The 20,479-nt window shown below is 65.7% G+C and carries 18 protein-coding genes; 9 read left to right on the top strand and 9 right to left on the bottom strand.

What is annotated here, in order from left to right:
* Nucleotides 1-35: 35 nt before the first annotated feature.
* Nucleotides 36-1,406, bottom strand: a complete 1,371-nt coding sequence (gene glmU, locus RMR04_RS13965; RefSeq protein WP_311915833.1) for a bifunctional UDP-N-acetylglucosamine diphosphorylase/glucosamine-1-phosphate N-acetyltransferase GlmU — start codon at nt 1,404-1,406, stop codon at nt 36-38.
* 324 nt (nt 1,407-1,730) lie between these two features.
* Between glmU and RMR04_RS13960 the strand changes: the two genes are divergently transcribed.
* Both RMR04_RS13960 and mdoH read left to right on the top strand, forming a co-directional pair.
* A complete protein-coding gene (locus tag RMR04_RS13960; RefSeq protein ID WP_311915192.1) occupies nt 1,731-3,290 on the top strand; it encodes an OpgD/OpgG family glucan biosynthesis protein in 1,560 nt (519 codons plus the stop codon).
* Nucleotides 3,278-5,464, top strand: a complete 2,187-nt coding sequence (mdoH, locus tag RMR04_RS13955) for a glucans biosynthesis glucosyltransferase MdoH (protein ID WP_311915191.1) — start codon at nt 3,278-3,280, stop codon at nt 5,462-5,464. Before RMR04_RS13960 ends, mdoH begins: the two co-directional genes overlap by 13 nt.
* A gap of 35 nt (nt 5,465-5,499) precedes the next feature.
* Here mdoH and RMR04_RS13950 read toward each other — a convergent pair whose 3' ends face one another.
* The 8 genes from RMR04_RS13950 to tpiA form a co-directional block, all read right to left on the bottom strand.
* Nucleotides 5,500-5,904 (bottom strand): DUF350 domain-containing protein, encoded by a 405-nt coding sequence (locus RMR04_RS13950; protein ID WP_311915189.1) that lies wholly within the window; start codon nt 5,902-5,904, stop codon nt 5,500-5,502.
* 36 nt (nt 5,905-5,940) lie between these two features.
* Nucleotides 5,941-6,816: a VOC family protein gene (locus RMR04_RS13945; RefSeq protein ID WP_311915188.1), complete on the bottom strand. Its 876-nt coding sequence runs from the start codon at nt 6,814-6,816 to the stop codon at nt 5,941-5,943.
* Nucleotides 6,817-6,895: 79 nt separating this feature from the next.
* The gene (locus RMR04_RS13940; RefSeq protein ID WP_311915186.1) at nt 6,896-8,065 is read right to left on the bottom strand and encodes a glutathionylspermidine synthase family protein; all 1,170 of its coding nucleotides are present in this window, start codon (nt 8,063-8,065) and stop codon (nt 6,896-6,898) included.
* Nucleotide 8,066: 1 nt separating this feature from the next.
* The gene (locus RMR04_RS13935; RefSeq protein WP_311915185.1) at nt 8,067-8,681 is read right to left on the bottom strand and encodes a DUF1190 domain-containing protein; all 615 of its coding nucleotides are present in this window, start codon (nt 8,679-8,681) and stop codon (nt 8,067-8,069) included.
* 12 nt (nt 8,682-8,693) lie between these two features.
* Entirely contained in the window at nt 8,694-9,095 is a 402-nt protein-coding gene (locus RMR04_RS13930; protein ID WP_311915184.1) for a DUF350 domain-containing protein, read from the bottom strand.
* Nucleotides 9,096-9,296: 201 nt separating this feature from the next.
* Complete coding sequence (locus RMR04_RS13925) at nt 9,297-10,925, bottom strand: CTP synthase (protein ID WP_311915183.1); 1,629 nt, start codon at nt 10,923-10,925, stop codon at nt 9,297-9,299.
* Nucleotides 10,926-11,205: 280 nt separating this feature from the next.
* Nucleotides 11,206-11,604, bottom strand: coding sequence for a preprotein translocase subunit SecG (gene secG, locus RMR04_RS13920; protein ID WP_311915182.1), 399 nt, complete (start codon nt 11,602-11,604; stop codon nt 11,206-11,208).
* 145 nt (nt 11,605-11,749) lie between these two features.
* Entirely contained in the window at nt 11,750-12,511 is a 762-nt protein-coding gene (gene tpiA, locus RMR04_RS13915; protein ID WP_311915181.1) for a triose-phosphate isomerase, read from the bottom strand.
* Nucleotides 12,512-12,709: 198 nt separating this feature from the next.
* Between tpiA and RMR04_RS13910 the strand changes: the two genes are divergently transcribed.
* The 7 genes from RMR04_RS13910 (at nt 12,710) to glp (ending at nt 20,405) form a co-directional block, all read left to right on the top strand.
* Nucleotides 12,710-14,623, top strand: a complete 1,914-nt coding sequence (locus RMR04_RS13910; RefSeq protein ID WP_311915180.1) for a SurA N-terminal domain-containing protein — start codon at nt 12,710-12,712, stop codon at nt 14,621-14,623.
* Nucleotides 14,624-14,625: 2 nt separating this feature from the next.
* Nucleotides 14,626-16,149, top strand: coding sequence for an anthranilate synthase component I (gene trpE, locus RMR04_RS13905; protein ID WP_311915179.1), 1,524 nt, complete (start codon nt 14,626-14,628; stop codon nt 16,147-16,149).
* 99 nt (nt 16,150-16,248) lie between these two features.
* Nucleotides 16,249-16,866 carry an anthranilate synthase component II gene (locus RMR04_RS13900; RefSeq protein ID WP_311915178.1) on the top strand — a complete coding sequence of 206 codons (618 nt, stop codon included), beginning with the start codon at nt 16,249-16,251 and terminating at the stop codon, nt 16,864-16,866.
* 15 nt (nt 16,867-16,881) lie between these two features.
* Entirely contained in the window at nt 16,882-17,895 is a 1,014-nt protein-coding gene (gene trpD / locus RMR04_RS13895; RefSeq protein WP_311915177.1) for an anthranilate phosphoribosyltransferase, read from the top strand.
* Nucleotides 17,896-17,902: 7 nt separating this feature from the next.
* Nucleotides 17,903-18,715 carry an indole-3-glycerol phosphate synthase TrpC gene (gene trpC, locus RMR04_RS13890; protein WP_311915176.1) on the top strand — a complete coding sequence of 271 codons (813 nt, stop codon included), beginning with the start codon at nt 17,903-17,905 and terminating at the stop codon, nt 18,713-18,715.
* Nucleotides 18,712-19,197 (top strand): cyclic pyranopterin monophosphate synthase MoaC, encoded by a 486-nt coding sequence (moaC, locus tag RMR04_RS13885; protein ID WP_311915175.1) that lies wholly within the window; start codon nt 18,712-18,714, stop codon nt 19,195-19,197. The genes trpC and moaC overlap by 4 nt, the downstream gene beginning before the upstream one ends.
* Entirely contained in the window at nt 19,194-20,405 is a 1,212-nt protein-coding gene (gene glp, locus RMR04_RS13880) for a molybdopterin molybdotransferase MoeA (RefSeq protein ID WP_311915174.1), read from the top strand. The genes moaC and glp overlap by 4 nt, the downstream gene beginning before the upstream one ends.
* Nucleotides 20,406-20,479 lie beyond the last annotated feature (74 nt).

The raw sequence follows: 20,479 nt of genomic DNA, 5'->3' as shown, positions 1-20,479 counted from the left end.
GAACGGCGGCTTGCAGGGAAAGCCGTTTTTAAGGTTTATTCCGGCGTTTTCTTGGCTGCGGACTTCTTCGCCACGGCCTTGTCGCGGAATGTCTTCGCCCAACCTTCACGCTCGATCTGACGGCCGCGGCCGATAGCCAGCGCATCGGCTGGAACATCCTTCGTGATCACCGAGCCCGAGCCGATGATCGCCCGGTCGCCGATCGTCACCGGCGCGACCAGTGCGGAATTGGAGCCGACGAAGGCGCCGGCTCCGATCAACGTCCTGTACTTGAAGAAGCCGTCATAGTTGCAGGTGATGGTGCCGGCGCCGATATTGGCATCGGCGCCGACACTGGCATCGCCGATATAGGTGAGATGGCTGACCTTGGCGCCTTCGCCGATATCGGCAGCCTTGATCTCCACGAAATTGCCGACCTTGGCATTGGCCCCGAGCTTTGCTCCCGGACGCAGGCGGCCATAGGGGCCGACCGTCGCGCCAGGGCCGACTTCCGCCCCCTCCAGATGCGAAAAGGCGTGGATGACTGCGCCGTCAGCGACGGTGACGCCCGGGCCGAAGACGACATTGGGCTCGACCAGAACATCTTGCCCCAACTCCGTGTCGAAGCTGAAGAACACCGTCTCAGGCGCGATCAGGGTAGCACCCTGCTTCATCGCCTCCAGTCGCTTGCGTTTTTGGAATTCAGCTTCCGCGGCAGCAAGCTGCGCGCGATCGTTGACGCCTTGCACCTCGCTCTCGGCGGCCTGCAGCGCGACCGCCTTCAGCCCTCGTTCGCGCGCAACGCTAACGGCATCGGTCAGGTAGAACTCGCCTTGCGCATTAGCGCTCCCGATCGCCTCCAGGATTGATAGCGCCTGCCGGCCGTCGAGTGCCATCAGCCCGGCATTGCACAAGCGGATCGCGCGTTGCGCCTCGGTTGCGTCCTTATGCTCGACGATGGCCACGAGTTCGCCGTCCCTGGACACGAACCGCCCGTAGCCAGCCGGATCTTGCGCCTCGAAGCCAAGCGCAGCGACGCTCGCGCCCTCAGCCAGCGCCTTGCGGAGGCCGAGCAAAGTCTGCGGCCGGATGAGAGGCGTATCCGCGAAGGCGACCAGGATGTCGTCATGCTTGCCCGACAGCGCCTCGCGCGCCGCGAGCACGGCATGTGCCGTGCCGCGCCGCTCGGCCTGGATCGCGATCGCAGCCGAGGGCAGCAGCGCGCGGACCTCGCTTGCGACATCGGGCCGGTCGGGGCCGATCACGACCACGACCGTATCGGCTCCGGCCTCCGCCACAGCAGCGAGCGCATGAGCCAATAGCGAGCGGCCACCGATCTCGTGCAGCACCTTCGGCCGCCGCGATTTCATGCGCGTGCCCTCGCCAGCCGCGAGAATGATGGCGAGACAGGACCGGCCGGACTGCATTTTGGTCATGATTATCGTTTCCCTTGGCGCCCCAACGGCAAACCCTGCCGGCCACTTCCCGGGTCGTCGCTGGCGATCTGGCGCATGGTGGTGTTGCGAACGCCGTGGATAGCCGATCCTGCCGGCATTTGCCAAAGTCGCTTCCGAAAGCTGCCGTTGCGGCGCACCCGGTCGGTAGACGGCGGCATTGTATACGGCGACGTAAGAAACAGTCTCTAGGAACGCGACCATCTGCATTTTCCGGACGCAAACGCTTTTCAGATCGCCGGGAAATGCTCTAGAAGCGCGAGAGGGCGAGGGCGTCGCCCGTCTATGTTGGATATCATGTCGAAATCCTTGAATCGTCGGCAGTTTCTGGAAGGCGCGGCGATCGGCCTGGCCTCCGCGCCACTGATCAGCGCGACGCCGGCGGCTGCGCAAAGCAGCTGGGCGGCGCTCGTTCAGTCCGTGATCGCCGAGGGCCAGAAATTCGACCCAGCCCTGGTCGTCGAGACCGCGCGGCAACTGGCGCGCCGCCCGTTGGTGCCGATCGTCGCGACCGATCTGCCGGACGGTTATACCACCCTGCCCTTCGATCAGTATTCGGGAATCAGGGCGCAACCCGGCGGCCTGATCTGGGCCGGAGAGAATCGCGGCTTCACCATCGAGCCGCTGCATCGCGGCTACGTCTTCTCCAGCCCGGTCAGCCTGTTCACGGTCGAGGACGAGATCGTGCGCCGCGTCGCCTTCGACCGCGGCAAGTTCGACTATGGCCGCGTCACCCCGCCGCCGGCGAATGTCGACCTGCAATTCTCCGGAATGCGGATCGCGACCGGGCTGGAACGGCCCTATGAGGTTGCGATCTTCCAGGGCGCGACCTTCTTTCGTTCGCTGGCGCGCGGACAGAATTATGGCTCGACGGCGCGGGCGCTGATCCTGCGGCCGGGCGAGACGCGCGGTGAGGAGATTCCGTTCTTCCGCGCCTTCTGGATCGAGCGGCCGAGCCCCGCTTCCGGCTCGCTCGTCATCCACGCATTGCTCGATTCGGAAAGCCTCACCGGCGCGGTGCGGATGACGTTGCGGCCTGGCGACGTCACCCTGATCGATGTCGAGATGACGCTGTTCGCACGGCAGGCGCTGGACCATGTCGGCCTGGGCTGCACGATGGGCACCTTCCTCTCGGGCCCGCAGAGCCGGCGCAGCTTCGACGATCTGCGCCCCTCCGTGCATGAGGTGTCCGGGGTGCAGATGCTGACGGGCAATGGCGAATGGATCTACCGCCCCGTGAACAATCCGGCGACCTTGCAGGTTTCGTCCTTCATGGACTCCAACCCGCGCGGTTTCGGCCTGGTTGAGCGCGAGCGCGATCCTGCTGCGTTCCAGGATGACGACCAGCGTTTCGAATTGAGGCCGAGCGTCTGGGTCGAGCCGCTCGGCGAATGGGGCGCGGGTTCGGTGCAGCTCATCGAGATCCCCAGCGATTCCGATGTGAACAAGAACGTCATCCTCTATTGGCGACCGCGCCAGGTGCTGGCACCGGGCAGCGAGACGACACTGGCCTATCGGCAGGCCTGGTGCTGGCAGCCGCCGGAGCGGCCGGCGCTGGCGGTCTCGGGGCGCGTGCGGCAAGGACGCGGCTCGCAAGCCCGCCGCCGCCGCTTCATCGTCGACTTCACCGGCGACCGCCTGGCCGATGCCGCGGTGGTCGCTTCCACCCGCGCCAACATCACTGCGACGCCGGGCACGATCCAGAATGTCCGGATCTGGCCCTATCCAGAGCGCAAGCTGATGCGCGTCGGCTTCGAGGTCGATCCCGGCACGGAGAATTTGAGCGAGCTCAGGCTCGTCTTGCAGTCCGGCGGTCAGCCGGTCTCGGAAACCTGGTTGAATCGATGGACGTGGTGACCGCAGCGCGGCCGGATACGGCCGCTGGGACTGAAGCGCGACGCTATGCGGTCAGCGCCGAGCCAGCGACACCGCCCGAGAACCGGCTGCTCATGCCGGTGCAATCCTTTCGAAGCTGGAAGGCGTCCGACCGGCGCAAGCCCGCCTTGCCGAAGCTCTGGACGACGCCCTGGCTGAAACGATTATTCGTCTTCGGCGGTGGCATGGTGCTGACCGCCTATGGCGCCTGGGAAATGTACAATGTCGTGTCGGTGAGCCGCACGACCTCGCTGCAGTACGTCTTGCTCGTGCTGTTCACGGTCAATTTCTCATGGATCGCGCTCGCCTTCACCAGCGCATTGCTGGGTTTCTTCGGACTTCTGGTCGGAAGCGGACGCACAGGCCGGGTCGAGACGCTGCAGCACCGCACCGTCGTGGTGATGCCGATCTACAATGAATCGACGGCGCGGACCTTCGCTGCGCTCGCCGCAATCAAGGAATCCGTCGAGGCGACGGGCCTTGGCGCGCATTTCGATTATTTCATCGTCTCCGACACGACCAATGCCGATGTCTGGATCGCCGAGGAACGCGCCTTCCTGGCACTGCGCGAAAAGCTCGGTCCCGAAGCCCGCGTCTATTACCGGCATCGTCCGAAGAACCACCACCGCAAGGCCGGCAACATCGCCGATTTCGTCACGCGCTGGGGCGGGTATTACGAGCATATGGTCGTGCTCGACGCCGACAGCCTGATGACCGGCACCTGCATCGTCCGGCTTGCAGCGGCGATGGAGGCAGATCCCGATTCCGGTATCATCCAGTCGCTGCCGCTGATCATCAACCGCAACACCTTCTTCGCGCGGCTCCAGCAATTCGCGGCCCGCGTCTATGGCCCCGTCATCGCGACCGGGCTCGCCATGTGGTCGGGCCGCGACGGCAACTACTGGGGCCATAACGCGATCATCCGCACGAAAGCCTTTGCCGATCATTGCGGCCTGCCTGACCTGAAGGGCAAGCCGCCCTTCGGCGGCCATGTGCTGAGCCACGACTTCGTCGAGGCGGCGCTGATGCGCCGTGCCGGCTGGTCGGTCTATATGCTGCCCGACCTGACGGGATCCTATGAGGAAAGCCCGCCCTCGCTGATCGACATCTCGGTGCGCGACCGACGCTGGTGCCAGGGCAATCTGCAGCATTCGCGCATCATCGGGGCGAAGGGTTTCGTCTGGTCGACGCGCCAGCATTTCGCCACCGGCATCATGGGCTATCTCGCCTCGCCCTTCTGGTTGATGCAGCTGGTCGTGGGTATTTTGATCGTGCTGCAGGTCAATTACGCGCGGCCGGAATATTTCACGCAGGAGTTCACGCTCTTCCCGGTCTGGCCGCGCTTCGACCCCGAGCGCGCCTTGAACCTGTTCGCGCTGACCATGGCGATCCTGCTCGCGCCGAAGGGCTTCGGGCTGATCCTGACCCTGGTCAACGGCAAGCTCCGGCGCGCCGGCGGCGGCGCGATCAGGCTGATCTTCTCGGCCTTGCTCGAGATCCTGTTCTCCGCCTTCTTCGCGCCGATCATGATGCTGATCCAGTCCGGCTCGGTCTTCCAGATCCTGCTCGGGCGCGACACCGGCTGGAATCCGCAGCGGCGCGACGACGGTTCGATCCCGCTGAAGGACATCATCCGCCGGCATCGGACCCACACGGTGCTCGGGGTCGTCGCCGGCATCTCAGCCTTCATGATCGCGACATCGCTGTTTGCCTGGATGTCGCCGACGATCGTCGGCCTCGTGCTGGCGATTCCCCTGTCCTGGGCGTCGGGACAATTGGGGCTGGGCCTCTGGCTGAAGCGGCACAAATTACTGGTGACGCCGGAGGAAGGCGACCCGCCAGCCATCGCGCTGCGGGCGAACGCGCTGCAGGCTGAATTCGCTGAAGCTGGCTTCGACGAGGCAGACGGGCTCGTGGCGCTTCATGCCGACGCGGCTTTGCGCCACGCCCATGACATGATGCTGCCGGAAGGCCAGCCGCGCCGGCGCGGCGAGATCGAGCCCGACCGCGCCGTGGCGCAGGCCAAGCTCGTCGATGCCGAGACGATCGAGGATGCCGCGATCTGGCTGAAGCCCAAGGAACGTATGGTGGTGCTGCACGACCGGGCGCTCGTCGGCCTGCTCGCGACCCTGCCCAAAGAGCGCGCACCGGCCTGAAGCGGCGTCTTGCGCGATCCAGTAGCTTTGCGCGATCAGTAGCTCATCGCGGCGGCGTTGATGACGCCGGCCGCCAATGAGGCGGCTCCGAGGAAGAGCGCCGCGGCGAGCTCCCCCGAAGCGATCCGCGACGACAGGTTGGGCAGCACCAGCCGCACCAGCGCATAGACGACCAGTTGCACGATGATGGCGACGATGCCCCAGACCGCCAGATCCACGATCGTCGTGGAATGGACGATGGCGCTCGACAAGGGCAACGCAAAGCCGATGAGGCTCAAACCCAACGAGAGTGCGGCAGCAAGGTTGTTCTGACGGATCAGGCCGAACTCGTTATGCGAGGTCGCGAGCGTATAGATCAGCAGATAGAGGCCCACGAGCGCCAGCGAGCCGGTGAAGAACAGGGCGAAATCCGGAAGTTTCGCCAAAGCTTCAGCTATCATGGATGGCCCCGTCTCCTGCGCCGGGCCAGGATGGCTTCAACCCTGCTCGAAGGCAATGACACAGCCCAGCGCCGCGGCCGCCGGCACAACAATGCGCTCTTCGCCCTGTGCGAAAGGAACGCCCGCTGCGCTCAGCCGCGCGGCGACGGCTTCGAGATCCGACACCGACACACAAAATCCGAGAAAGCGCGCCGGCGTCGGGTCCGGCTCGACATGGTAGATCGCGCTTGCGGCCTCGCCGTCGAGCACGTCGATGCGACCGCGCGGCAGGTCCAGGACGTAATCCTCATTGCCCTCGAGGATCTCGGCCCCGCCGGTGAAGGCGGTGAGAAAGGCGCGGTGCTGCTCGGGCTCGTCCGTCACCAGGATCGCCGCGGACAGCCCGGTCGCGCCATTCTCATGCTGCTGGAAGGCCGGATTCCAGAAATTCTGCGGCTCGTGCTGCTCGCAGACGAAGAAGCCGCATTCAGGCGCGGCGGCATCATCGGCAAAGGCGAGCGAGAAGGCGACGCGTACCTCCTCCCCGCTCGGGCGGCGCGCCTGCCGCTCGAAGAAGAAGGGCTCAAAGGCGCCGATGCCGGCGGCCTTGAAGGCGAGATTATCGGCCTTGGCGTCCTGGCTTTCCAGAACCAGCATCGACATGCCCTCGCCGCGCTCCAGGGCATCGCGCACGAAAGCCCCGAAGGAGAAGCGACCCGGCACCGGTTCCGGAATCGATTCGGCATCGCCGATGGTGATCAGCTCCAGGAAGGAGCCCGGAAACTGGACGATCCGATTCTGCGTGCCCCAGGGATGGCTGTTGCGTGCTCCAACCCGGAAGCCGAGCTTCTCATAGACGGCGCCGGCAGCGTCGAGATCGCGCACGCCGATGACGAGATGGTCGAGGCCGCGAGGGGTGGTGGCAGCAGGCATGACGATGTCTCGCAAGGCAGGAGGCTCGGACAGCCCCTTGTCTAGCAGGTCATCGGGCGCAGGTCATGGCGCGATGCAGCTATGGCTCGATATAGTGCGGCAGGAAGCGCGAGGTGTTCTTGGTGATCGGCGTTACATCCTCGCGGATGCAGAGGCCGCAGGCCTGCGAGGCGACGAGCCAGGAGCCGATCACCGCGTAGTTTCCATCGGACTGGAACAAATTGGTCGCGGCGTCCTGCAGGATGAAGCCCTCGGCGCCATAGGGACCGTCATCGCTGTCCAGCACCTTGCCGCGTTCCAGCAAGGTGATATTGGCGCCCTCGCGCGAATAGAGCGGCTTGCGAACCCGGCGCGGCGACAGGCTTTCGCAGCGAGGATCGCCCTCGAAGAAGGCCGGTAGCAGGTTGGGATGGCCGGGTTCCATCTCCCAGAGGCAAGCGAGCAAACCCTTGTTCGAGAGCAGCGCCTTCCAGGGCGGCTCGATGAACTGGCAGCGCGAGCCAGCGAGCGCGCTGGCATAGCGTTCGCGGAAGAGCCATTCCCAGGGGTAGAGCTTGAACAAGGTCTCGATCGGCACATTCGAACCGTCGCAGAAACGGCCGTCGGTAAGCAGGCCGATCTCTTCGATGAAGCTGAACCGGGCGTCGAGCCCGGCCTGCTTGGCGCAATCGAGCAGGTAATCGACCGTGCCCTTGTCTTCGACGCTCTCCTGCACGCAAGCGAGATGCAAGCGATAGGGTGACGGTGCACGCAGCCCGGCAAAGGCGGCGATCAATCGCTCATGCAATGAATTGAACTGGTCGCAGCCGGCGGGCAGCCTGCCATTCGCCATCGCCTGTTCGAGCCAATCCCATTGCACGACACTCGATTCGAACAGGGCGGTCGGCGTGTCGGCATTGTATTCGAGCAGCTTGGCCGGCCCTCGCCCGTCATAGGCCAGGTCGAGCCGGCCATAGAGATTGCGCTCGCCGTTCTGCCAGCTCTCGCGGATGAAGGCCCATTGCGCTTCGGGAATGGCGAGCCGGGTCAGGACCGCGTCATCGCCGATCGCCTTCTCGATGAAGGCGAAGCAGAGCTGCTCGATCGCCTCGGTCGGCGCCTCGATATCGCGCTCGATCTCTTCCAGCGTGAAGGCATAGGCCGCGCGTTCATCCCAATAGGTCGCGCCGTCGATGGTGTGGAAGGCAAAGCCGAGGCGCTCGACCTGGGTCTGCCAATCCGCGCGCGCTTCGAGGACGACGCGACGCATCTCAGGAGGAGGAGGAGGAGCTGAAGGAATGCGAGGTCGAGCCAAAGCCGCCGCGCGAAGCGACGCTGGTCGTGCTGACGCCGCTGCTGGAGCCGCCGCTTCGCGCAACGAGTGCTTGTCCTGAACTCGTTGAATAGGCGCGTGATGAGCTGCCGCCGTAATAACTTCTGCCGCTACTGTTAGAGCTGTTCCCATAGCCGCGCGCCTGCTGGCATTCCTGTGCCTGGGAGCCCGGCGGGCAGGCGTCGCGCGTCGGCGGTAGCAGGGGCTGCGCCGCGCCACCGCCCTGGGCCAGGCTGCGCGCCAGCATGATCCCGGCAAGCGCTGGAACGACGACCTGCGCCCCGTTCCAGCTCGCGCTCTGGCAGGAGCCGACGCCATATTCAGTCTCGCAGGCGCTGGTGTTGCTGAATTTCCTGGCGTCGCGCAAATGATTGACGGAGGCCTCGTTGAAGCGCTGCTCGCATTGGCTCGCGCTCAATTGCCCGCCCGCGCGGCATTCAGCCAGGGTGTTGTAGACGAGGCTGTCGTCATCGTCGTCGCCCGAGAACGACCAGACGGTCGCGACCAGCACCACGCCCGCCGCCGCCAGTCCGATCTGGGTCGAGCGTTTCACCGCGCCGCCCTCTCAGACGGTCATGCTGGCGGCCGCCAGCGTGCCGGAAATCACGGCGATGACGGCCAGCATCGCCGCCGAGGGGAGACGATCCTCCTCGATCTTGTGCGAAAGCTCGGGAATGATGAGGCGGGTGAGCCCATAGACCGCAAACTGGATCAGCATCGCGGCAATGGCCCAGAGCACGCAGTCGGCGATGCTGCTCGCCTGCGCGATCGCCTTTTCCAGCGGAATCGCAAACCCCGTCAGATTGCCGCCCAGCGCGACCGCGGCCGAAAGATTTCCGGCGCGAATCAGCGCGATCTCGTCATGGGCCGTGATCCGCAAATAGATCGCGGCAAAGCTCGCGATCAATGCGGAACCAAGCGCGAAATAGAGCAGAAAGGCGGGGAGCCCCGCCATCGAGATCGCCATGCCGCTCGCCCCCGGGCCGCCATAAGCTGTCCCGTGACTATACGTGAGTTGCGCGGCGACGCCAGAGCCGGATGATTTCAGACGGGGTCACTTCGTGATCCCGTCTGAAATCTGAATCCGTCTCTCATCAAAAAGTGAGAGCAGGATGCGAAAAACCGGTGCCCACTTTTTCGCGTCCTGCTCTAAGGCGTCGCCGCCGGCTCAGACCAGGCGGCTTTGCACCACGGCGGCCTCGACGAAGCTTGCGAAGAGCGGGTGCGGCTCGAAGGGCCGCGACTTCAGTTCGGGGTGATACTGCACGCCGATGAACCAGGGATGGTCGGGATATTCGACCGTTTCCGGCAGGAGCCCATCGGGCGAGACGCCGCTGAACTTCAGCCCTTGCGCCTCGAGCCGCTCGCGATAGCTCATATTGACCTCGTAGCGATGGCGATGACGCTCGGAAATCTCGGTCCCGCCATAGATCTTGGCGATCTTGGTGTCGGGATCGAGGATCGAGGCATAGGCGCCGAGCCGCATGGTGCCGCCGAGATTGCCGTCCGCCGCGCGCTGCTCGAGCTCATTGCCGCGCATCCATTCCGTCATCAGGCCCACGACGGGCTCCTCCGTCGGTCCGAACTCGCTGGAATTCGCCTTCTCGATATGGGCGAGCGAGCGGGCCGCTTCGATGACGGCCATCTGCATGCCGAAGCAGATGCCGAAATACGGCACCTTGCGCTGCCTCGCGAAGGTCGCAGCCTTGATCTTGCCCTCCGCACCGCGATGGCCGAAGCCGCCGGGCACAAGGATGCCGTGGACATGTTCGAGGAATGGGGTCGGATCTTCCTTCTCGAAGACCTCCGATTCGATCCAGTCGAGATTGACCTTCACCCGGTTGGCGATGCCACCATGCATCAGCGCCTCGATGAGGGACTTATAGGCGTCCTTCATGCCGGTATATTTGCCGACGATGGCGATGGTGACCTCGCCCTCGGGGTTCTTCACCCGCTCGGAGATACGCTGCCAGTTCGAGATGTCGGGTTCGACGCTGGCATCCATGCCGAAGGCGGCCAGAACCTCGTTGTCGAGCCCCTCCGCATGGTAGGACAACGGCACGTCGTAGATCGAAGCGACGTCCCTCGCCTCGATCACGGCGGTCTCGCGGACATTGCAGAACAGAGCGAGCTTGCGGCGCTCCTCACGCGGAATCTCGCGGTCGGTGCGGCATAGCAGGATGTCGGGCTGGATGCCGATCGAGCGCAATTCGGCGACAGAATGCTGGGTCGGCTTGGTCTTCAGCTCGCCCGCGGTTGGAATATAGGGCAGCAGCGTCAGATGGATGAAGATGCACTGGCCGCGCGGCAATTGCTGGCTGGTCTGGCGGATCGCTTCCAGGAAGGGCAGGCTCTCGATGTCGCCGACCGTGCCGCCGACTTCCATCAGGACGAAATCATAGCCCTCATTGCCGGTGAGGATGAATTCCTTGATCGCATTGGTGACGTGCGGAACGACCTGGATGGTCGCGCCGAGATAATCGCCACGGCGCTCCTTGGTCAGGATGTCCATGTAGATGCGACCGGTGGTGATGTTGTCACCCCGATTGCAGGGCCGGCCGGTGAAGCGCTCGTAATGGCCGAGATCGAGATCCGTCTCGGCCCCGTCATCGGTGACGAAGACCTCGCCATGCTGATACGGGCTCATCGTGCCCGGATCGACATTGAGGTAGGGATCGAGCTTGCGCAGGCGGACCGTGTGGCCGCGCGCTTGAAGGAGAGCTGCGAGAGCCGCCGACGCCAGGCCTTTGCCAAGCGAGGACACCACGCCGCCGGTGATGAAAACATACCGCGTCATGGGAGGTCACCTTTAACGCCAAGGTTTCGATTCGCGAAGCGGGCCCGCGCAGGGTCGTTGTGCTTCACACGCTTGTCCACAGCCTGACGAGTCCTGCGACCCTCCAGGCTGCCTTTGTCCATAGGGACTGATCCATCAGGGCCACTATAGCAGCGCAGCCGGATCAGGCTCGTTGGGAGTGGCCGGTTTCCCGGCGACTTCCCATCAAAAGAGAAGGGCCGGTTTCCCGGCGACTTCCTGTCAAAAGAGAAGGGCCGGTTTCCCGGCCCCTGCCCTGTCGTCATTGCTGCGGCGCCGCGGGAGGCGTCGGCGGCTGCGAGCCGCCGCTCGGCCCTTGCAGTTGCCGCAGTTGGTCGAGCACGCCGCCGGCATTGGGGGCGCTCGGGCCGGCCGGGTTGACGGGCGCGCTCGTCGTGGGCGCGCCATCGATGATGGAACGCTGCACGCGGCTGCGATTCGCGATCACCGCGAGCACGATCGAGGTCAGGAAGAAGGCGCCGGCCAGAATAGCGGTAGCGCGGGTCAGCGCGTTGGCCTGGCCGCGGCCGGTCATGAAGCCGCCGGCACCGCCGCCGCCGGAGCCCATGCCTAGCCCGCCGCCTTCGGAGCGCTGCAGGAGGACGACGCCGACGAGTGCGACCACGATGATCAAATGGATGACGATGAGAACGTTCTGCATGGTCTCACGAAAATGGGTATGGAGCGGGCCGCCGCAAGAGCGCCCCGCCCCGTCTGCCCGTATCGGGCTTGTAGAGGTCGCGGCGCACATAGCACGCGTCTACGAAGCGCACCACCCGGCAAATCACGCTTGGCGACACCCGGCCTCAGGAGCAGGCCCGCGCGATCGCCAGGAAGTCTTCGGCCTTGAGGCTCGCGCCACCGACCAGCGCGCCATCGACATGGGCGACATTCATCAATTCCGCCGCGTTCGAGGGCTTCACCGAGCCGCCGTAAAGCAGGCGAACGCCGGCAGCTGCCCCCTTGCCGAGAAGCCGGCCGAGCTCCGTGCGGATCGCCTGATGCATTTCAGCGACGTCGGCAGCCGTCGGGGTCAGGCCCGTGCCGATCGCCCAGACCGGCTCATAGGCGATGACGAGAGTAGCCGCCGTCGAATCCTCCGGGACCGAGCCGCGCAGCTGCTTCTTGACGATCGCCAGCGCCTTGCCGGCCTCGCGCTCATCCTTGGTCTCTCCGACGCAGATGATCGGCACCAGCAGGGCGTCCCGCGCGGCTTGCGCCTTCGCCTTGACGATGGCGTTGGTCTCGCCATGGAGCGTGCGCCGCTCGGAATGGCCGACAATGGCAAAGCTCGCGCCGGAATCGGCGAGCATCGCAGCCGAAACCTCGCCGGTGAAGGCGCCGCCGGCATTGGAGCTGCAATCCTGCCCGCCGGTTGCGATGCGCGATCCGATCAATGAGGCAGTCGTGGTATAGAGCAGGGTCGCAGGCGGGCAGATCGCAAGATCGACGGCCGCCTTCAGCGCGGCGTCATAGCCCTTGGCGACCTCGACCGCGATGGCGAGATCGGCCTTCAGCCCGTTCATCTTCCAATTGCCAGCCACCAGCGGCCTGATGTTGCGTGTCACGTCTCGCCTCCCAATATGCTGCGCCGGCTGTAACCCTGCCGCAATCGCCCGGCAACACCGCCGAGTCGACTGACTCAGGAACGGCCGATCGACTCAGGAATGATTGCGAGTTGCGCAAGCGGTTCCTATAAGCGGCACCGACAAAAACCGGCGGCGCGCCCGCTTGCGCCGCATCCGGACAGGAAAGACTTAAATTCAATGATGATGCAGGGCATCCGCAAGGCGGGTCAGAGTTTCCTCGGGAAGCTCATCATCAGCATAACGTTCGGCTTCCTGATCCTGTCCTTTGCGATCTGGGGCATCGGCGACATCTTCCGCGGCTATGGCCGCAATGAAGTCGCTCGCGTCGGCAAGGTCGAGATCGGCCTCGAACAGATGCGCACGGCCTATCAGAACGAGATCCAGACGCTGACCCGCCAGCAGCGCCGCCAGATCACGCCCGATATGGCGCGCGCGATCGGACTCGACCGGCAGGTGCTGTCGCGGCTGGTGACGGAAGCGGTGCTCGACCAGACGGCGCAGGGCATGCGGCTCGCCGTATCCGACGAGACGATTCGCAACCTGATCTTTGACGATCCGAGCTTCCGTGACGCATCGGGCGCTTTCTCGCCGGCGCGCTTCAACGAATTGCTGCGCAATAACGGCTATACCGAGCAGGTCTATGTCCGCGAGCAGCGCGCCACGATCCTGCGCCAGCAGCTCGCCGAGATGGTCGTGGGCTCCGTCGCCGCGCCCGTGGCCCTGCAGGAGATCGGCCACCGCCTGCGCAACGAGAAGCGCAGCGTCACCTTCGCCCGCGTGCCGGTGAGCGCTGCAGGTGAGATCGCCGCACCCACCGAGGCACAGCTCAAGACCTTCTTCGACGAGCGCAAGGCCGCTTTCCGCGCGCCCGAATACCGCACCGCCAGCATGCTTTCGATCTCGGCCGAGACGGTTGCCGATCCGGCCTCGGTCAGCGAGGGCGACGTCAAGGCGCGCTACGAGCAGATCAAGGGTCAGCGCTTCAGCTCGCCCGAGACACGCGCGATCCAGCAGATTGCCTTCCCGACGCCGGAAGAGGCGCAGGCCGCCAAGGCCCGCATCGAGGGTGGCGAGACCTATGAGGCCGTGGCGACCCAGCGCAACATCGCCGAGAAGGATCTCTCGCTCGGCACCTTCACCAAGAGCCAGGTCTTCGATCCAGCCGTACGCGACGCTGCCTTCGCGCTGGCGCAAGGTGCGGTCAGCGCTCCGGTGACGAGCGGCTTCGGCCCTGTCCTGCTGCGCGTGACCGCGATCACGCCTGAGCGCGTGCGTCCCTATGAGGAGGTCGCGGCCGAGCTGCGCAGCGAGATCGCGACCAGTCGCGCCGCGAGCCTGATCACCGACTTGCACGACAAGATCGAGGATCAGCGCGCTGCCGCCAAGCCGCTGGCCGAGATCGCGAGCGAATTGAAACTGCCCTTGCGCACGCTCGGCCCCGTCGATGCGAGCTTGCGCAAGCCCGATGGCACGACCGAGACGGCCGTGCCTGGAGGCGACGCGACCGTGCAGGCGATCTTCCGCTCGGATATCGGCGTCGACAATGAGGCGATCCGGTTGCCGCGCGATGCGGGCTATGTCTGGTTCGATCTGACCAAGATCGATCCCGGCCGCGCGCAGGGCTTCGACGAGGTCAAGACGCAGGTCGAGGCGCAATGGCGCGCCGACGAGCTTGCGAGCAAGCTCTCGACCAAGACGCGCGAACTCGTCGCACAGCTCGACAAGGGCGAGGCTTTCGACGCGGCCGCTTCGACCGCCGGGCTCACGATCGAGAAGGCCGCCGATCTCGGCCGGCAAGAGCAACGCCCCGAATTGCCGGCCAATGTGGTCAGCCTGATCTTCGGCACCGCGGTCGGCAAGAGCGGTGCGGCGGCGCTTGCCGATGGCGCGCGCGTGCTGTTCAAGGTCGATAGCGCGACCGTGCAGCCCTATGCCCGCACGACGCAGGAGGCGGAGAATTTCGCCCGCCTGCTCGCTTCGAGCATCAGCGAGGACATCCTGTCGCAATATGTCGGCAAGCGGCAGTCCGAGCTCGGCGTCAGCGTCAACGAGGCCGCATTCCGCAATGCCACCGGCGGCGCGCAGAATTGACCATGCAAGCCCCTTTCGAACGCTTTGCGCAAAGCTACGAGGCCGGCACGGCGCAATTGCTGAGACAGGTACTGGTCGGCGATTGCGAGACGCCGGTCGCCGCCTTCCTGAAGCTGCGGCACGCGACGACGGGCCCGGCCTTCCTGCTCGAATCGGTCGAAGGCGGAGCCGTGCGCGGGCGCTACTCGATGATCGGGCTCGAACCGGACCTGATCTGGCGCTGCCATCACGGCGAGGCCGCTTTGTGCCGGCCGGCGCTCGGCGACAGCTTCCTCACCGATCCGCGCCCGGCTTTCGAGAGCCTGCGCTCATTGCTGGAGGAGAGCGCGATCCCCGACAGCGAAGGGGCGGAAGGCGAGAAACTGCCGCCCATGGCCGCCGGCGTGTTCGGCTATCTCGGTTACGACATGGTGCGCCTGATGGAGCGCCTGCCTGAGGCCAAGGAGACCGGCACCGGCGTTCCCGACGCCATCCTGCTCCGCCCGACGCTAATGGTCGTGTTCGATTCGGTGCGCGACGAGATCCACGTCGTGACCCCGGTACGGGCTCAGCCCGGTATCGCGGCCCGCGTGGCCTATGAGCAGGCGCAGGAGCGGCTGGAGGCCGTGGTGATGGCGCTCGAAGGGCCGTTGCCAGCCGATGCCGCCATCGACATCGCCAATTTGCCGGAGCCGGCGATCGTCTCGAACACCAGCGAGGCGGATTTCCACGCCATGGTCGCCACCGCGCAGGACTATATCCGCGCCGGTGACATCTTCCAGGTCGTGCTGTCGCAGCGCTTCGAGGCGCCCTTCCAACTGCCTCCGTTCGCGCTCTACCGGGCACTAAGGCGGGTCAATCCGGCGCCGTTCCTGTGCTATCTCGACTTCGCCGAGTTTCAGATCGTCTGCTCCAGCCCCGAAATCCTGGTCCGCCTGCGCGACGATACCGTCACCATCCGGCCGATCGCCGGTACGCGGCGTCGCGGCGCGACGGTGGCTGAGGACGACGCACTCGCCGAGGAATTGCTGGCCGATCCGAAGGAACGTGCCGAGCATCTGATGCTGCTCGATCTCGGCCGCAACGATGTCGGCCGGGTCGCGCGGATCGGCTCGGTGAAGGTGACCGATTCCTTCTTCATCGAGCGCTATAGCCAGGTCATGCACATCGTCTCGAATGTCGAGGGTACGATCGACCCGCAGCATGACGCGCTGGCCGCTCTGTCCGCCGGCTTTCCCGCCGGCACGGTCTCGGGCGCGCCGAAGGTCCGGGCGATGGAGATCATCGACGAATTGGAGCGCGATGCGCGCGGCGCCTATGGCGGCTGCATCGGCTATTTCGGCGCCAATGGCGAGATGGACACCTGCATCGTGCTGCGCACGGCGGTGGTCAAGGACGAGCGCATGCATGTCCAGGCCGGCGCCGGCATCGTCTACGATTCCAACCCGGCATCCGAGCAGGCCGAATGCGTGAACAAGGCGAAAGCCCTGTTCAAGGCAGCGGAAGAGGCGATCCGCTTCGCCTCGCGGGTCGGGCGCGGGCAATAGGACCGATATGGGGCTCGCGGCCTGCGCCCATGACCGATGCGCTTGACCGCCCTGCCCTAGACCGTGCATGACCTTCGCCCGAAAACACGGCTCGAAACCATGCGCATCCTGCTGATCGACAACTACGACAGCTTCACTTGGAACCTCGTCCACCTGATCGGTGGGCTGGGGGCTGACGTCGTGGTGCGCCGCAACGATGCGGTCACGGTCGCCGAGGCGTTGTCCGACGATCACGACGCGATCGTGCTGTCGCCCGGCCCCTGCACGCCCAACGAGGCCGGCATCTGCCTCGACCTCGTGCGCGAGGGCGCCGGAATCAAGCCGATCTTCGGAGTCTGCCTGGGCTTGCAGGCGATCGGCCAGGTCTTCGGCGGCGATGTCGTGCGAGCCCCCCTGCCGATGCACGGCAAGATCTCGGCGATCCGGCATCAATCGCGCGGCATGTTCCGTGGCATCAACGGGCCGATCCAGGCGACGCGCTACCATTCGCTCGTCGTCTCCCGTCAAACCTGCCCTGCATCACTCGATATCGAGGCGGAAAGCGATGACGGATTGATCATGGCGCTGTCGCATCGCGAATTTCCGGTGCAGGGCGTGCAGTTCCACCCTGAGAGCATCGCCTCCGAGCATGGCGCGACGATCCTGCGCAATTTCCTCGAAATTTCCGAGCGATGGTCGCAGCAGCACCAGCCCGCCGCCCTGCCCCAGACCGCCTGATTTCGCAGAGTTCACATGGACGACTTCAAACCCTTCATCGCCAAGGTCGCGACCGGAGCCACGCTCTCGCGCGACGAGGCCCGAGACGCCTTCGACACGATACTCTCGGGCGAGGTCACCAACGCCCAGGCCGCCGCCTTCCTGATGGCGCTGCGCGTGCGCGGCGAGACCACCGAGGAGATTGCCGGCGCCGTCAGCGCCATGCGCGGCAAAATGATAAGGGTCCAGGCTCCGGCTGATGCCATCGACATCGTCGGCACCGGTGGCGATTCGTCGGGCTCCTACAATGTCTCGACGCTGGCTGCGATCATCACGGCCGCCTGCGGCGTTCCCGTCGCCAAGCATGGCAACCGCGCCGCTTCCTCCCGCTCGGGCGCGGCCGATGTGCTGATGGCGCTCGGCGTCAAGGTCGGGCTCGACGCGGCGGCAACCGAGCGCTGCATCAAGGAGGCCGGCGTCGGCTTCATGTTCGCGCCGACGCACCACGCCTCGATGCGCCATGTCGCGCCGGTGCGCACCGAACTCGGCACCCGCACGATCTTCAACCTGCTCGGGCCGCTTTCTAACCCCGCCGGTGTGACCAGGCAGCTCGTCGGCGCCTTTTCCGAGACCTGGCTGGAGCCGATGGTGAAGGTTCTGGCCTCGCTCGGCTCGCAGCGGATCTGGGCCGTGCACGGCTCTGACGGTCTGGACGAGATCACCACGACCGGACCGACACGGGTCGTCTCGCTCGATGGCGGCAAGATCGAGAGCTTCACGATCAGCCCCGGCGATGTCGGGCTTGCGCTGGCGAAGCCCGCGGATCTGCGCGGCGGCGAGCCGGAGCAGAACGCGGCCGCGCTGCGCGCAGTGCTCGACGGGCAGAAAACCGCCTTTCGCGATATCGCGGCCTTCAATGCGGCGGCGGCCCTCGTCGTCGCCGGCAAGGCGGGTGATCTGCGCGACGGGCTGGCGCAGGCTTTCGCCGCGCTAGACAGCGGTCGCGCCAAGGCCCGGCTCGATGCGCTGATCGTCAGTTCGAACGCGTGAGGCGGCGATGACCGATATTCTCGCGAAGATCGAGGCCTATAAGCGCCAGGAGATCGCCGCCGCCAAGGCCGCGATCCCGCATGCCGAGATCGAGCGGCTGGCGCTGGCCGCCTCGCCGGTACGCGGCTTTGCCGCAGCGCTTACAGCCAAGCACGCCGCGGGCGAGCCGGCCTTGATCGCCGAAATCAAAAAGGCGAGCCCGTCCAAAGGGCTGATCCGGGAGGATTTCGATCCGCCGTCTCTGGGGCGAGCCTATGCGCAAGGCGGCGCGGCCTGCCTCTCCGTGCTCACCGACGCTCCGTCGTTCCAGGGTAAGCCGGAATTCCTGACGCAAGCGCGCGAGGCCTCCGGCCTACCGGTGCTGCGCAAGGACTTCCTCTACGACGCCTATCAGGTGTTCGAAGCGCGCGCCTGGGGCGCCGATTGCATCCTGATCATCATGGCTGGTGTCGACGACGCCACGGCACGCGAGCTCAACGCCACGGCGCAGGGCCTTGGCATGGACGTCCTCGTCGAGGTCCATGACGAAGCCGAGCTCGAACGCGCGCTGGCAATCGACAGCCGCCTGCTCGGCATCAACAACCGCGACCTGCGCAGCTTCCATGTCGACCTCGCCGTCACCGAACGCCTGGCACCGCGCATTCCCGATGACCGGATCATCGTCGGCGAGAGCGGCGTCTTCAGCCCTGCCGATATCGCAAGGCTGCAGCGCGCCGGGGTCGACACCTTCCTGGTCGGCGAAAGCCTGATGCGCCAGGCAGATGTGACGCAGGCGACGCGCACTCTGCTCGCCCGGCCCGGCAACGAGGCCGCGGCGTGACCGGCCTCAGCCACCTTGATGCGCAAGGCCAGGCGCATATGGTGGATGTCGGTGACAAGGCCGAGACGACGCGTATCGCCATAGCCGAGGGCAATGTGGTGATGCAGGCAGCCACGCTCGACATCGTGCGGCGCGGCGACGCGAAGAAGGGCGATGTGCTCGGCACCGCAAGGCTTGCCGGCATCATGGCGGCCAAGCGCACGCATGAACTGATTCCGCTTTGCCACCCGCTGCTGATCAGCAAGATCGCCGTCGATCTCGCGATCGACGAGGCATTGCCCGGCGTTCGCGTACGCGCCGAGGTGAAGATGAAGGGCCAGACCGGCGTCGAGATGGAGGCGCTCACCGCCGTCAGCGTCGCCTGTCTCACGGTCTACGACATGGTCAAGGCGGTCGATCGCGCGATGCATATCGAGGGCATCCGGCTCATGCACAAATCCGGCGGGACATCCGGCGTCTACGAGGTGGAGCAGCCGGCATGAGCCTGACTCCGGTCAAGGTCGCACTGCAGGCGCTGCTCGACAGCGTCCCCGGGCCCACGCCCGTCGAGATCGTTCCGCTTGCCTCCTGCGCGGGGCGCATATTAGGCGCCGACATCGTCGCGCTCAGGACACAGCCGCCCTTCGCCAATTCGGCCATGGATGGTTACGCCGCCCGAGCCGCAGATCTTACGCCGGCAAACGAACTGCGTGTCATCGGCGAATCGGCAGCCGGGCGCGCCTTTGCGGGGACGGTCGGCCCCGGCGAGGCAATTCGCATCTTCACCGGCGCACCGATGCCCGACGGCGCCGATACGATCCTGATCCAGGAGAATGCCGACGGTGTCGGCGGCGCGGTCATCCACGTTCGCGAAGGAGCCGAGCCGGGGCGTTTCGTTCGCCCTGCCGGGCTCGACTTCCGGGAGGGCGACGTCCTCCTCCCGGCGGGGCGCCGGCTCGACAGTGCCGCGCTCGGCCTTGCGGCGGCAGCCAGGCACCCTGCCCTGCCGGTTCGGCGCAAGCCTCTGGTCGCAATCCTGGCGACAGGCGACGAGCTCGTCCTGCCGGGCGAAGTGGTCGGCCCCGACCAGATCGTCGCTTCGAACAGCTATTCCCTGGCCGCGATCGTCGAGGAGATCGGCGGAACGGCGTTCGATCTCGGCATTGCGCGCGACAATCACCCTGATCTCGCCGCCAAGATCGAGCGGGCGCGAGCAGCCGGCGCTGACGTGCTGATCACGCTCGGCGGCGCCTCGGTCGGAGCGCATGACCTCGTGCAGGAGGCCTTGAAGCGCCAGGGCATGGAGCTCGGCTTCTGGAAGATCGCGATGCGGCCGGGCAAGCCGATGATGATGGGACGGCTCGGGGCCATGGTCGCCGTCGGCCTGCCCGGCAACCCGGTCTCGTCGATCGTCTGCGGGCATCTGTTCGTGGCACCCTTGCTCGAGGCGCTGCTCGGCATGCCCGATCCCGCGCGCGACCGCAGCGAGCCGGCGATTCTCGGAATCAATATGCCGGCTAATGATGAGCGCGAGGATTATCTGCGCGCCGATCTTCAGCACGTCGAGGCCGGCTGGCTCGCCACACCCTTCGCCAAGCAGGATTCCTCGATGCTGGGCAATCTGGCGCGCGCTCGGGCGCTGGTCATTCGCCCGGCCTTTGCAGAGCCGGCAAAACAAGGCGCGCCCTGCCGGATCATCCGCCTCCGCTAGGCTTGCTTGCGGAACACAACACGAACGTGTATGATGTTCGTGATTTGTTTCGAATGCGCGCCACGGGCGCTGGC

This window comes from Bosea sp. 685, from assembly GCF_031884435.1.
GTDB lineage: Bacteria > Pseudomonadota > Alphaproteobacteria > Rhizobiales > Beijerinckiaceae > Allobosea.
This window is presented reverse-complemented; position numbering and strand designations above follow the sequence as displayed.